The sequence below is a fragment of the Burkholderia sp. AU31652 genome (assembly GCF_002223155.1).
Classification (GTDB): Bacteria; Pseudomonadota; Gammaproteobacteria; order Burkholderiales; family Burkholderiaceae; genus Burkholderia.
Map to the genome: position 1 here is coordinate 465,774 of NZ_NKFG01000004.1, position 12,813 is coordinate 478,586.

Annotated in this window: 13 protein-coding genes; 7 read left to right on the top strand and 6 right to left on the bottom strand. The window is 67.4% G+C overall.

All coding sequences use genetic code 11. From position 1 onward, the window contains the following. Positions 1–23 precede the first annotated feature (23 nt). The gene (locus CFB40_RS14575; RefSeq protein ID WP_089431884.1) at positions 24–371 is read right to left on the bottom strand and encodes a GFA family protein; all 348 of its coding nucleotides are present in this window, start codon (positions 369–371) and stop codon (positions 24–26) included. A gap of 155 nt (positions 372–526) precedes the next feature. Between CFB40_RS14575 and CFB40_RS14580 the strand changes: the two genes are divergently transcribed. Next, positions 527–772, top strand: a complete 246-nt coding sequence (locus CFB40_RS14580) for a DUF1272 domain-containing protein (RefSeq protein ID WP_039359973.1) — start codon at positions 527–529, stop codon at positions 770–772. A 27-nt stretch (positions 773–799) separates the two neighbouring features. On the opposite strand, the gene CFB40_RS14585 is transcribed toward CFB40_RS14580, so the two are convergent. Continuing rightward, positions 800–1,483: a FadR/GntR family transcriptional regulator gene (locus CFB40_RS14585; RefSeq protein WP_089426265.1), complete on the bottom strand. Its 684-nt coding sequence runs from the start codon at positions 1,481–1,483 to the stop codon at positions 800–802. Positions 1,484–1,646: 163 nt separating this feature from the next. Here CFB40_RS14585 and dgoD point away from each other — a divergent pair, with 163 nt between their 5' ends. Next, on the top strand, positions 1,647–2,795 hold the full coding sequence (gene dgoD / locus CFB40_RS14590) for a galactonate dehydratase (RefSeq protein WP_089426266.1): 1,149 nt from the start codon (positions 1,647–1,649) through the stop codon (positions 2,793–2,795). Between the two features lie 147 nt (positions 2,796–2,942). Here the strand turns inward: dgoD and CFB40_RS14595 are convergent, their stop codons facing one another. Further along, a complete protein-coding gene (locus CFB40_RS14595) occupies positions 2,943–3,875 on the bottom strand; it encodes a CopD family protein (RefSeq protein ID WP_089431658.1) in 933 nt (310 codons plus the stop codon). Between the two features lie 379 nt (positions 3,876–4,254). Here CFB40_RS14595 and CFB40_RS14600 point away from each other — a divergent pair, with 379 nt between their 5' ends. From CFB40_RS14600 to CFB40_RS14610, 3 genes are all read left to right on the top strand, one after another. Then, positions 4,255–5,019 carry a c-type cytochrome gene (locus CFB40_RS14600; RefSeq protein WP_046544481.1) on the top strand — a complete coding sequence of 255 codons (765 nt, stop codon included), beginning with the start codon at positions 4,255–4,257 and terminating at the stop codon, positions 5,017–5,019. A gap of 19 nt (positions 5,020–5,038) precedes the next feature. Then, complete coding sequence (locus CFB40_RS14605; protein ID WP_089426268.1) at positions 5,039–6,337, top strand: c-type cytochrome; 1,299 nt, start codon at positions 5,039–5,041, stop codon at positions 6,335–6,337. A gap of 134 nt (positions 6,338–6,471) precedes the next feature. Beyond that, positions 6,472–7,920, top strand: coding sequence for a DEAD/DEAH box helicase (locus CFB40_RS14610; protein WP_089426269.1), 1,449 nt, complete (start codon positions 6,472–6,474; stop codon positions 7,918–7,920). Here the strand turns inward: CFB40_RS14610 and CFB40_RS14615 are convergent. From CFB40_RS14615 to CFB40_RS14625, 3 genes are all read right to left on the bottom strand, one after another. Beyond that, the gene (locus tag CFB40_RS14615) at positions 7,914–8,420 is read right to left on the bottom strand and encodes a hypothetical protein (protein WP_089426270.1); all 507 of its coding nucleotides are present in this window, start codon (positions 8,418–8,420) and stop codon (positions 7,914–7,916) included. The genes CFB40_RS14610 and CFB40_RS14615 overlap by 7 nt on opposite strands. 70 nt (positions 8,421–8,490) lie before the next feature. Continuing rightward, a complete protein-coding gene (locus CFB40_RS14620) occupies positions 8,491–9,318 on the bottom strand; it encodes a ferritin-like domain-containing protein (protein ID WP_039360322.1) in 828 nt (275 codons plus the stop codon). Positions 9,319–9,645: 327 nt separating this feature from the next. Then, entirely contained in the window at positions 9,646–11,286 is a 1,641-nt protein-coding gene (locus CFB40_RS14625) for a gamma-glutamyltransferase family protein (RefSeq protein ID WP_089431885.1), read from the bottom strand. A gap of 223 nt (positions 11,287–11,509) precedes the next feature. On the opposite strand from CFB40_RS14625, the gene CFB40_RS14630 reads away from it, so the two are divergent. Together CFB40_RS14630 and CFB40_RS14635 are read left to right on the top strand one after the other, a co-directional pair. Further along, the gene (locus CFB40_RS14630) at positions 11,510–12,289 is read left to right on the top strand and encodes a DeoR/GlpR family DNA-binding transcription regulator (RefSeq protein WP_006493999.1); all 780 of its coding nucleotides are present in this window, start codon (positions 11,510–11,512) and stop codon (positions 12,287–12,289) included. A gap of 303 nt (positions 12,290–12,592) precedes the next feature. After that, complete coding sequence (locus CFB40_RS14635) at positions 12,593–12,790, top strand: hypothetical protein (RefSeq protein ID WP_011353109.1); 198 nt, start codon at positions 12,593–12,595, stop codon at positions 12,788–12,790. The last annotated feature ends 23 nt before the right edge of the window (positions 12,791–12,813 follow it).

Here is a 12,813-nt window from a genome sequence, read left to right on the forward strand (position 1 = left end):
CCGTTCATGCGCCGGCGCGCCGCTCAATGCGAGCGGCCGTCGTAGTGCGTGACCGGCAGCGCGTCGATATCGACATCCTCGAGACAGCGCACGTTGATCGCGGCCATCGCGGTGCCGTTCGGGTGGACGCCCTCGCCGAACGTGTGAATCCCGCAGCGCTTGCAGAAGCGGTGCTGGATCACGTGCTTGTTGAACGTGTAGGTGGCGAGATGGTCGTCGGGCGTGAGGAGCGTCATGTGGTCGCGCGGCACGAACCACATCAGCGCGCCCTTGCGCCGGCAGATCGAGCAGTTGCACGCCATCACGCCCTGCAGGTCGCCTTCCGCCTCGAACTTCACGTCACCGCAGTGACAGCTTCCGCGATAAAGCATGGTCGTCTCCCGGTGCGGCCCGTGCGCATCGACGGCGCCCCGGCGGAACACCGTTGGCCGGGCCGATCCAAGCGGGTACAGTAGCGCGCACATGCGCCGCATGCAATGTCCGTGCGGCGCCCGTCCCGACCCTGTCCAAACCAAGGAAAACCGTCATGCTCGAACTGCGCCCCGGCTGCGAATGCTGCGACAAGGACCTGCCGCCCGATTCGGCCGATGCACGCATCTGTACGTTCGAATGCACGTTCTGCGCGACCTGCGCCGACGACGTGCTGAAGGGCCGCTGCCCGAACTGCGGCGGCGACCTGGTCGCGCGCCCGCGGCGGCCGGCGAGCCTGCTCGCGAAGTACCCGGCGTCCACCGAACGCATCCACAAGCCGGGCGGCTGCGCGAACGCCTGACGGCGCCGCACTGCCCCGCCCCTCCCGTCACGACATCTCGATCCGGGCGCGCGTCACCGCGAGCAGCGCGGCCATCGCGCGGCGCGCACCGTCCTCGTCGCGCACGCGGATCGCGTCGCTGACGGCCATGTGCTCGGCGAGCGACGCGTTGTATACGTCCGCGCGGCGCGCATTCAGATGCAGTTGCGCCTCGAGCGTGCGATCGATCAGCGTGCCGAGCGGTACCAGCAGTTCGTTGCCGCCGGCCTCGAGCACGCTCAGGTGAAAGCGCAGGTCGGCGCGCACCCATTCGTCGACGTTGCGCGCGGCGGCCATCGCGCGCGCCGCGCCGTCGATCGCGTCGAACGTCTCCGGCGTATGCATGCGCGCGGCGAGCGCGGCCGCGTACGGCTCGACCATCTCGCGCATCTCCTGCAGCTTCAGCGCGAACGCGATCGGCGGCGCGACACGCGCGTACCAGTCGAGCAGGTCGGCGTCGAGCAGGTTCCAGACGCCGCGCGGCCGCACGCGCGTGCCGATCTTCGGCCGCGACTCGACGAGCCCCTTCGACGTGAGCGTACGCAGCGCCTCGCGCATCACCGTGCGGCTCACGCCGTACATCACCATCAGGTCGGGTTCCCTCGGCAGCAGCGACTCGGGCGGGTAGTCGCCGCGCAGGATCGCCGTGGCGAGCCGGAAGGCCGTTTGTCCATGCAGGTCGCGTCGAATGATCGTTCTCCGTTATGCGAGTACCCGGGCGTGCCGGCTGCCCACTATCTGCACAATAGTGCTATTAATACTATTTTTTATCGGACTGCGCTAGGATAACCGCGAAAGCACGCGACTGCGCGCCGCGCCCGACTGCCCGCGCTGGTCAACCCTGGAGACTCGCACCGTGAAAATCACCCGCCTCGAAACCTTCGTCGTCCCGCCGCGCTGGCTGTTTCTCAAGATCGAAACCGACGAGGGCATCGTCGGCTGGGGCGAGCCGATCGTCGAAGGCCGCGCGCACACGGTCGAGGCTGCCGTGCAGGAGCTGGCCGACTACCTCGTCGGCCGCGATCCGCTGCTGATCGAGGATCACTGGCAGGTGATGTACCGCGCAGGCTTCTACCGCGGCGGCCCGATCACGATGAGCGCGATCGCTGGCGTCGACCAGGCGCTGTGGGACATCAAGGGCAAGCATCACGGCGTGCCCGTGCACGCGCTGCTCGGCGGCCAGGTGCGCGATCGCATCAAGGTGTATTCGTGGATCGGCGGCGACCGGCCGAGCGACGTCGCGAACAATGCGCGCGCGGTGGTCGAGCGCGGCTTCAAGGCCGTGAAGATGAACGGCTCCGAGGAGCTGCAGATCGTCGACACCTACGACAAGGTCGAGCAGGTGATCGCGAACGTCGCGGCGGTGCGCGACGCGGTCGGCCCGCACGTCGGGATCGGCGTCGACTTCCACGGCCGCGTGCACAAGCCGATGGCGAAGGTGCTCGCGAAGGAACTCGATCCGTACAAGCTGATGTTCATCGAGGAGCCGGTGCTGTCGGAGAACGCCGAGGCGCTGCGCGACATCGTCAACCAGACCAACACGCCGATCGCGCTCGGCGAGCGGCTCTACTCGCGCTGGGATTTCAAGCACATCCTCGCAGGCGGCTACGTCGACATCATCCAGCCCGACGCATCGCACGCGGGCGGCATCACCGAGTGCCGCAAGATCGCGACGCTCGCGGAGAGCTACGACGTCGCGCTCGCGCTGCACTGCCCGCTTGGGCCCATTGCGCTCGCCGCGTGCCTGCAGCTCGACGCGGTCAGCTACAACGCGTTCATCCAGGAGCAGAGCCTCGGCATCCACTACAACCAGGGCAACGACCTGCTCGACTACCTGCGCAACCCCGAGGTGTTCCGCTACGAGGACGGCTTCGTCGCGATCCCGCAGGGCCCGGGGCTCGGCATCGACGTGAACGAGGAGAAGGTGCGCGAGATGGCGAAGACGGGGCACCGCTGGCGCAACCCGGTGTGGCGTCACGAGGACGGCAGCGTCGCCGAGTGGTGAGCGCGATGCGCGGCGTGCGGCTTCGGCCGCGCGGCAAGTATCGATTCGAGAACGGCTGCCGACGGGCAGCCGTTTTTGCATGCGCAGTGCGGGGCCCGGCACGTGCCTGGTGCGCGACGGCGGCCTTGCGCCGCGCGCGCCCTGCCGTCAGCCGATCGCCGCGAACCCCGGCACGCTGAACGACAGCACGGCGGCCGCGACGAACACGCCGATCATCGTCAGCGCTTCGAGATGCAGGATGTTGCGGAACGTGTGCGCATCCTCGGTCGACGCGGTGCGGCGCAGGCGCGGCAGCGCCGCGAAGCGGTTCAGGCCGCCGAGCACGAGCGCGAGCGCGACGAGCAGCAGCTTCAGCAGCAACACGCGCCCCCACGTGCTGCCGTCGAGCGGTGCGAGCGAACCGCCGAGCCCGCGGATCGCATTGAGCGCGCCGGTGCCGAGCACGAAGACGACCGCGATGATCGACGTGCGCGACAGATGCTGGCCGATGCGGATCAGCGCGCCGCGCGCGACCGACGACCCGAGCGCCGGCAGCACCGCGAGCCCGCCCGCGAGCACGAGGCCACCCCACACGGCCGTCGCGAGCAGGTGCAGCGTCTGCACGCCGACCGCCGCGGACAGCGCACCCGTATCGGCCGCATGGCCGAGCGACGCCTTGCCGGCCGCGACCACGATCACCGCGAGCCACAGCACCGCGTGCGCGGCCGGGCCCTCCGGCTTCGCCAGCGCGACGATCGCGAGCACCACGGCGCCGGCGAACGCGACGCTCCACGCGAAGCCCGTATGCGTCTGCATCAGCATCACCGGAATCGCGGCGAACGCGCCGCCGAGCCCCGCCCCGCTCATCGTCGCGGCCTCGTAGACGAGCCAGCCGAGATCCGCGAGCACCAGCGCCAGCGCCGCCGCGACCAGCGAATGTTGCGCGCGCAGCCACGCGGAGTGCGACGGCGCGACGACCGGACGCGCACCGTCCTTGCCGAGCCATGCCTTGAGCAGCGCCGAGCCGACCGCCATCGCGAACGCGGCGTCCATCAGTGCCGCGAGCGCGACCTGACCGATCCACAAGCTGTCGAACTTCATCGCGCACACCCTCCCGACAGCGGCAGGCCGACGAGATGGCAGCAACGGGATGGACAGCGTGAGGAAGGCAACGGCACGGTAGAAAACGTCATCGATGAATCCGGAAACGGGAGAAATGACTGGACCTGCGGCGGAGGCGGCGCCGCGCGACCCGCGAGTGTACGGTCTTCGATGGTGAAAACGCACGCCGGTTCACACCGACACGTCGCAATGCGCGTCAAATTGTCGCAAGTCGCAAACGGACAGGAACCGATGTCCTTTTGCCAAATAGCCGTCATTACCCATCGATGATAGAATGCCGCGTCGCAGCAGCCCGGCTGCCCTGCCGTCATGCGCCGAGCCGATCGTAGCCCGGACAACAGGTCCCCGTCGAATAAACATGGAGTCTCGTGTGTCTTCAAGACGCCTCTTCCGTCCGCTGCTCGCCGTACTGATGTTCGGCAGCGCGGGCCTTATGAGCGCTGCCCAAGCGCAGACCAAGCCCACGGAGCAAGCGCACGCCCAGCAGGCGCCGCTCAAGGCACCCGATACCATGGCCGAGCGTGTGCGCGGCTGTACGGCCTGCCATGGCGTCCATGGCCAGGGCACGGACAACGACTACTTCCCGCGTCTTGCCGGCAAGCCGGCCGAGTACCTGTACAACCAGCTCGTCAACTTCCGTGACGGCCGGCGCAAGTACCCGCCGATGAACTACCTGCTGACGTACCTGAACGACGACTACCTGCGTGAAATGGCCGAGCACTTCTCGGCCGAACGCCCGCCGTACCCGGCGCCGGCGAAGCCGACGCTGCCGGCCGCGACGCTCGCGCGCGGCAAGCAGCTCGTCACGCAAGGCGACCCGTCCCGCAAGCTGCCGGCCTGCGTGGCCTGCCACGGCGCGACGCTGACCGGCATGCAGCCGGCGATCCCGGGCCTGGTCGGCCTGCACGCCGACTACCTGAGCGCGCAGATCGGTGCATGGCGTTCGGGCAACCGTCACGCGAAGGCGCCTGACTGCATGCATGAAGTCGCGTCGAAGCTTTCCGACGAAGACGTGACGGCCGTGACCGCATGGCTTGCCGCGCAACCGGCGCCCGCCAACCCCGTGCCGGCTCCGGCGCGTTCGATGAAGACTCCGCTCGCCTGCGGCAGCGAACCGCAATAAGGCAAGGGAGACAGACACAATGAAACGCAAGTCCCTGTTTGCACTCTCGGCCGTCGCGATCGTCGCGGCTGCCGCTCTCGTGCCGGTCCTGTGGCCGGGCAACGACACGCTGCACGGCGCTTCCGCCGTCGCGGCCACGCCGGCCGACCAGGCCGCGCTGATCAAGAAGGGCGAATACCTCGCGCGCGTCGGCGACTGTATCGCGTGCCACACCGTGCGCGGCGGCAAGTCGTTCGCGGGCGGCCTGCCGATGGCGACGCCGTTCGGCACGATGTACACGCCGAACATCACGCCGGACGACAAGGATGGCATCGGCAAGTGGACGTCGGACGACTTCTACCGCGCGATGCACACCGGTCGTTCGAAGGACGGCAGCCTGCTCTACCCGGGCTTCCCGTTCGCGAGCTACACGAAGGTCACGCGTGCGGATTCGGACGCGATCTACGCGTACCTGCGCTCGGTCGCGCCGGTGTCGGTGCCGAGCCGTCCGCATGAACTGAAGTTCCCGTTCAACAACCGCAACCTGCTGATCGGCTGGCGCACGCTGTTCTTCAAGGAAGGCGAATACAAGCCGGATCCGACCAAGTCGGTCGAATGGAACCGCGGCGCGTACCTCGTCGAAGGCCTCGGCCACTGCTCGATGTGCCACACGTCGATCAACATGATGGGCGGCCCGGTGACGGGCTCGGCGTTTGCCGGCGGCCTGATCCCGCTGCAGAACTGGTATGCGCCGTCGCTGACGAACGACAAGGAACTCGGCCTCGGCGACTGGCACGTGCAGGAGCTGTCCGACCTGCTGCAGGCCGGCGTGTCGCAGAAGGGCGCGGTGTTCGGCCCGATGGCGGACGTGGTCCACAACAGCCTGCAGTACATGACCGACGAAGATACGCGCGCAATGTCGACGTACCTGAAGTCGATCCCGCAGAAGGCTGAAGCGCCGAAGAACATGCAGTACGAGCCGTCGAAGCAGTTCGGCAACGCGCTGTTCGACCAGGGCAAGAAGATCTACGCGGACAACTGCGCGACCTGCCACGCCGAAAACGGCGCGGGCAAGCCGCCGGCGTATCCGCCGCTCGCGGGCAACCACTCGATCATGATGGAATCGGCCGTCAACCCGATCCGCATGGTGCTGAACGGTGGCTATCCGCCGAGCACGTTCAAGAATCCGCGTCCGTACGGGATGCCGCCGTTCGCGCAGTCGCTGTCGAACCAGGAAGTTGCGGCGGTCGTCACGTATATCCGGGTATCGTGGGGCAACAACGGTACGCCGATCTCGCCGCAACAGGTGAGCGACCTGCGTTCCGCGCCGCTCGACTAAGAAGCGGCTGACACAAACGGGGCGCGGCTGCGGGAAACCGCGGCCGCGCCCTTTTGCATTTTGCATTTTGCGATGTCACTTCCCGCGCGGGCCGCGCGCGACGTCGCCGATCATAAAACTGAAGAGTGGTATCTATGTCTTTCGAATCTCTCGGCTTGGCCGAACCGCTGGTCAAGGCGGTCAACGAGCTCGGCTACACGTCGCCGACCCCGATCCAGCAACAGGCGATCCCGGCCGTCCTCGGCGGCGGCGACCTGCTCGCCGGCGCGCAAACGGGCACCGGCAAGACCGCCGGCTTCACGCTGCCGATCCTGCAACGCCTGCATACGTTCTATGCGGAACATCGCGGCGCGAAGCGCGCAGTGCGCGCGCTGATCCTCACGCCGACGCGCGAACTCGCCGCCCAGGTCGAGGAAAGCGTCCGTGCGTACAGCAAGTACCTGAAGCTGCGCTCGACCGTGATGTTCGGCGGCGTCAGCATCAATCCGCAGATAGATGCGCTCAAGCGCGGCGTCGACATCGTCGTCGCGACGCCGGGCCGCCTGCTCGATCACATGCAGCAGAAGACGATCGACCTGTCGGACCTCGACATCCTCGTGCTCGACGAAGCCGACCGGATGCTCGACATGGGCTTCATTCACGACATCAAGCGCGTGCTCGCGAAGCTGCCGCCGCAGCGCCAGAACCTGCTGTTCTCGGCCACCTTCTCCGACGAGATCAAGGCGCTCGCCGACAGCCTGCTCGACTCGCCCGCGCTGATCGAGGTCGCACGCCGCAACACGACCGCCGAAAGCGTCGCGCAGAAGATCCACCCGGTCGACCGCGACCGCAAGCGCGAACTGCTCACGCACCTGATCCGCGAACACAACTGGTTCCAGGTGCTCGTGTTCACGCGCACGAAGCACGGCGCGAACCGGCTCGCCGAGCAGCTGACGAAGGACGGCATCAGCGCGATGGCGATCCACGGCAACAAGAGCCAGTCGGCCCGCACGCGCGCGCTGGCGGAGTTCAAGAACAGCACGCTGCAGGTGCTCGTCGCGACCGACATCGCCGCGCGCGGGATCGACATCGACCAGCTGCCGCACGTCGTCAATTTCGACCTGCCGAACGTGCCGGAAGACTACGTGCACCGGATCGGCCGCACGGGCCGCGCGGGCGCGACCGGCGAAGCCGTGTCGCTCGTGTGCGTCGACGAGAAGCAGCTGCTGCGCGACATCGAGCGGCTGATCAAGCGCGAGATTCCGCAGGAAGTGATCGCGGGCTTCGAACCCGATCCGAACGCGAAGCCGGAGCCGATCCAGCAGCGCCGCGGGCAGCAGCAGCCGCGCGGCGGTGGCGGCGGCGGTGGCAATCGCCAGCCGCGCGCAGGCGGCTCAGGCCAGCCGGCCGCGAAACGCGACGGCAATGCGCAACCGAAGGCGACCCAGCAGAAGGCCGCGAAGCCGCGCACGCAAGGGCAAGGCGGCGCCGGCGGCAACGGCGGGCGTCCGGCCGGTGGCGGCAACAGCGCACGCCCGGCGAACGGCAATGCCGCGCACGCGAACCGCAACCGCTCGTCGCGCAGCGGCCAGCGCGGTCACTGAAGCCGTGCGGCTGCGCGCCGCAGGTGCTCGACCTGGCGTTGCCAGCGCGCGAGCACCTCGGTGCGCTCCCCTTCCAGCGTGAACGTGACACCTGTCGCGAGACGCGCATAGCCGACCCGCTGCGCATCGCCGTGCGCGATCGTCGCAGCGAATCCGGCCAGTCCGCCGAAATCTCCTTCGAGCGGCGCCATTCTCAATTGCGCCTGAAAGAACGCGCCGTCCGCGACCAGCGTCAACGCGGCCGACCGCCGTTGCGCGATCGCGCGCGCCGCACGCGATTGCGGCCAGAGCGCCAGCAGCAGCGTGCGCGCATCGTGTGCATAGATTTCGCCGACGCCGAGCAGCGTCGTGCGCAACTGGCCATCGTCGGTCGCGACGATCAACGATGCGGCGAGGTCGGCATGACGCTCGAGCGCGGTACCGTCGAACAACGAGACGACGGCCGGCGGCCACGCATCGAACGTCCATTGTTCGAGCGCGTGGCGATGGGTATCGGTCATGATGGCGTGGCCCCGATGGATAAGCGGATGAAGAGCCGCAGCATACGCGCGTCGGGCCGCGCCGCGGCGCTCAGCGCAGGAACACGTGCCGCGTGATCTTCGTGAGCGGATAGTGAACGCCCGGCTGGATCTTCGCGGGCAGGTCGAGCGGCTTGAGCAGCATCTTCACGCACATGTCGGCCGACAGGTTGCGCCGCACGAGCGTGCTGATGCGCGCGGCGCGTTCGCGGTTGTACTGGCTGTCGCCGACACGATCCGGATAGCGCACCGCGAACACGTGGCGCAGCGCGATCTCCGAATCCTCGTTCTTGATCTCCATCACGCGGCGCGCCAGCGCGCCGAGCACCGCAAGGCGGCCATTGCCTTCGACCTGGTTGTACTTCTTGAAGAACTTGAAGAAGTGCTTGTAGTGGCGCACTTCGTCGGTGCGGATGTTGTCGGTGATTTCCTTCAGCACGGGCTCGTCCGAGCACTCGTTGATCGCGCGATAGAGCGTGGCCGTGCCCGTCTCGACGACGCAGCGCGCGACCATCTCGAGCGCGCGGGTCTTCTCGAACGCCTCGACCTTGCAGGTCTGCGAATACTCGGCGAAGAAGTTCGCGAACGCGGTATCCCAGTCGAACTCCGGCCACACGTGCGCGATGTATGCCTTCAGCGCGCGCCCGTGCTGCAATTCTTCGTGCTCCCATGCATTGTTGAGCCATGCGGAGACTTCCGGATCGTCGTTGAAGAACTGGCTCAGATTGCTCGTGTAGAGATCCGAGCCGCTTTCGATGAACGACGACGCGCACAGCAGCAGCAACAGATCCTCGTTCGCGGCGGCACGTTGACGATCGATCCGGTTCAGGTCGATGTCCTCGATTCGCCACGGCATCACATGCGTCGTTTTGGTGTCCATGGTGGTGCGCTCCCAGTCGTCGCGCGGAGGCCGGCCCATGCCTTCGGCACAGGCGCCGGCCCTCCCGCAGGCGGCGTTTTACTTGCGTTTATAGTGGATTGGTCCGGCCGAACCATGCTGGCATCTTAGCCGGACTTTGATGTTCATGCTTCAAAGCACTGACCATACCCGACAAGCGCAGTTCCACGGCGTCTGTTGCCGTTCGTTAGACGAGTCCTTCAAACCGCTTGCGCCCGCGCGGTGATACGGCTTGCCGCAAACGAAACGGGCGGCCATTCGGCCGCCCGCTAAGCACACGACATGCCGGCGAACGTCGCCGGGAATCCGTCAGAAACCGGCCGCCAGACCGTCGCGCCGGCTGTCGCTCGCGGCCACGTAGCCGCGCTCGCGATCGTCGCGATCGAGACGCCAGATGAACTGCCCCGAACCGAAATCCATGTAAGGATCGTCGATCGACTTGATCGTATGGCCGCGTGCGGCCAGCCCATCGACGGTCGCGCGATGCATCGTTGCCTCGACGTCGAGCGTGAAGTCGCGGTTGACCTTCCAGCGCGGCGCATCGCAGGCCGCCTGCGGTTGCTGCCCGTAGCCGAGCATCCGCACGACGGTCTGCAGGTGTCCTTGCGGCTGCATGTCGCCGCCCATCACGCCGAAGCTCATCACGGCCTCGGTCCGGCCTTCGACCTCCTCGGTGACGAACGCCGGGATGATCGTGTGGAACGGCCGCTTGCCGCCCGCGACGACGTTCGGCGAAGCCGGGTCCATCGAGAAGCCGTGCCCGCGATTCTGCAGCGCGATGCCGGTGCCGGGCACGACGAGCCCCGAGCCGAAGCCCATGTAGTTCGACTGAATGAAGCTCACCATCATCCCGCGCTCGTCGGCCGCCGACAGGTAGATCGTGCCGCCCGAATGCGGCCGGCCAGCGGCGAAGTGCGTCGCGCGCGCGGGGTCGATCAGTTTCGCGCGCTCGGCGAGATACGCGTCGTCGAGCATCTGCTCGGGCGTGACTTCCATCGCGCGCGGATCGGCGACGTAGCGATAGACATCGGCGAACGCGAGCTTCATCGCCTCGATCTGCAGATGCTGCGAGTCGACCGAATCGACTGGCCACTCGGTCACGCCCGCATGCCCGGCGATCCCGAGCGCGATCAGCGCGGCGATGCCCTGCCCGTTCGGCGGAATCTCGTGGATCGTGTGACGGCCGAAGCGCTTGCCGATCGGCTCGACCCATTCGGGCCGGTAAGCCTGCAGGTCGGCTGCGGTCAGCGCACCACCGCCTTCGCGGGAGAACGCGGCGATGCGCTCGGCGAGCACCCCCTCGTAGAACGCGCGCGCACCTTCCTTCTGCAGCGTGCGCAACGTCTGCGCATGGCCCGGCAGGCACACGCGCTCGCCCACCTGCGGTGCGCGGCCATGCGGCATGAAGGTGTCCGCGAAACCCGGCAACCCCTTGAGTTCCGGCACCGCGGCCGCCCACTTGTGCGCGACGATCGGCGGCACCGCATAGCCGCGCTCCGCGATCTCGATCGCCGGTTCGAGCAGGTCCGCGAACGGCAGCGAACCGAACTTCGCATGCAGCGCTTCCCAACCCGCGATCACGCCCGGCACGGTGACGGTGTCCCAGCCGCGCGTCGGCTTGTTCGCGATGCCGTTACCCGCGTCGCCGTGGCGCGTGCGGAAATAGTCGACGTTCCATGCGGCCGGCGCGACGCCCGACGCGTTCAGCCCGGACAGCCGCTCGCCGTCCCACACGAGCGCGAACGCGTCGCCGCCGAGCCCGCACGACACGGGCTCGACGACCGTGATCGCGGCCGCGGCGGCCAGCGCCGCGTCGACCGCGTTGCCGCCCTTCCACAGCATCCGCAGCCCCGCCTGCGCGGCGAGCGGGTGCGACGTCGACACGACGTTGCGCGCGAACACCGTGATGCGGGTCGTCGGATACGGGTTGTGCCAGTTGAAGCCAGTCATCGGTTCCACCTCGTCGAAAGCTGAATGATCGCGCCGGACGCGCCCCCCGCGTGCGCGGGCAATCCGCCATTGCAGCGCGATCGGCACAATCGCACAAATTCATTTGTCACATGAATCCATGCGATTTCCGCATGAATATCAGGCAACCGTGCGGGCCGGGCCGGCCTAACGCCGTTGCCGCCCTTACAATACCCGCTCCGTCTCACGACACGACCATCGAGCCATGACCCGAGATCCCCGCCTCACCCTCAACGCGCGCCAGCAGGAATTGCTCGAATGGGTGCAGCGCGACGGCTTCGTGACCGTCGACGATCTCGCCGCGCACTTCGCGGTGACGCCGCAGACGATCCGCCGCGACGTGAACTGGCTGGCGGACCTGAACCTGCTGCGCCGCTACCACGGCGGCGCGAGCCTGCCGACCAGCTCGGAGAACGTGTCGTACACCGCGCGCCAGCGGATGTTCCACGACGAGAAGCGGCGCATCGCGGCGCTCGCGGCGTCGCACATCCCCGACCAGGCGTCGCTGTTCATCAACCTCGGCACGACCACCGAGGAAGTCGCACGCGCGCTGAACCGCCACCACGGGCTACACGTGATCACGAACAACCTGAACGTCGCGTCGATGATGAGCGGCTACCCCGACTGCGAGGTGCTGATCACGGGCGGCATCGTGCGGCCGTGGGACAAGGGGATCGTCGGCGAACTCGCGATCGACTTCATCCGCCAGTTCAAGGTCGACTACGCGATCATCGGCACGTCGGCGATCGAGGCCGACGGCACGCTGCGCGACTTCGACACACGCGAGGTGCGCGTGGCCGAGGCGATCATGCAGCATGCGCGCACCGTCTATCTCGTGACCGACCATTCGAAGGTCGGCCGTCCCGCGCTGGTGCGCCAAGGCCACCTGAGCCAGGTGCACGCGCTCTTCACCGACAAGCCGCTGCCGCCCGAGATGGCCGACACCGTCGCGGCCGCCGGCACCCAGGTATACGTCGCCGAGTGACGGTTCCGATGCTGCACCGCACCCGAAACTTCAAGTGAAATCAAGAAGTTGGCGTCGCGAGCAAACCGCTTGCGCGTGGCTCGGCTGTCAAACGGAAAATTAACGGGGCCCGATTTGTCGTTGCCCGCGCGCTCGACTAGACTCCAGTTCCCCGGCCCATTTCGACCGTTCCGCCTGTGCCAGGGCGCGGACGAATGGCATGGCCGGCGAATACAGCTTTCCCCCCAAGCCATACCCCGCTGGGTATCGCGCGTCGGCCCGTGCGCCGGCCGCGCGGGCTGACTGGTCGCCATGGAGAGAACGATGCTGAGTCCGCATGAATTCGCCACGCTATTGCTTGTTAAGGACGCTCCCGATCAAACCCACATGGATCGGGACGAAATCGACGCACTGCTCGAACAGCAGCTCGTCCGTCTGGAAGGACTCGGTTCGGGGCGCAAATACTGCGTGACCGAAACCGGCGACGCCGCGCTGCGATCCATCAAGTACCGCTATTCGTAAAACCACACCGTTCCTGACCTGAC

What these genes read in the sequence shown, in the direction of transcription:
- CFB40_RS14615 (WP_089426270.1), bottom strand. Translation starts at nt 8,420, where the DNA reads ATGACCGATACCCATCGCCACGCGCTCGAACAATGGACGTTCGATGCG.
- CFB40_RS14575 (WP_089431884.1), bottom strand. Translation starts at nt 371, where the DNA reads ATGCTTTATCGCGGAAGCTGTCACTGCGGTGACGTGAAGTTCGAGGCG.
- CFB40_RS14580 (WP_039359973.1), top strand. Translation starts at nt 527, where the DNA reads ATGCTCGAACTGCGCCCCGGCTGCGAATGCTGCGACAAGGACCTGCCG.
- CFB40_RS14595 (WP_089431658.1), bottom strand. Translation starts at nt 3,875, where the DNA reads ATGAAGTTCGACAGCTTGTGGATCGGTCAGGTCGCGCTCGCGGCACTG.
- CFB40_RS14600 (WP_046544481.1), top strand. Translation starts at nt 4,255, where the DNA reads ATGGAGTCTCGTGTGTCTTCAAGACGCCTCTTCCGTCCGCTGCTCGCC.
- CFB40_RS14610 (WP_089426269.1), top strand. Translation starts at nt 6,472, where the DNA reads ATGTCTTTCGAATCTCTCGGCTTGGCCGAACCGCTGGTCAAGGCGGTC.
- CFB40_RS14605 (WP_089426268.1), top strand. Translation starts at nt 5,039, where the DNA reads ATGAAACGCAAGTCCCTGTTTGCACTCTCGGCCGTCGCGATCGTCGCG.
- CFB40_RS14635 (WP_011353109.1), top strand. Translation starts at nt 12,593, where the DNA reads ATGCTGAGTCCGCATGAATTCGCCACGCTATTGCTTGTTAAGGACGCT.
- CFB40_RS14630 (WP_006493999.1), top strand. Translation starts at nt 11,510, where the DNA reads ATGACCCGAGATCCCCGCCTCACCCTCAACGCGCGCCAGCAGGAATTG.
- CFB40_RS14620 (WP_039360322.1), bottom strand. Translation starts at nt 9,318, where the DNA reads ATGGACACCAAAACGACGCATGTGATGCCGTGGCGAATCGAGGACATC.
- CFB40_RS14625 (WP_089431885.1), bottom strand. Translation starts at nt 11,286, where the DNA reads ATGACTGGCTTCAACTGGCACAACCCGTATCCGACGACCCGCATCACG.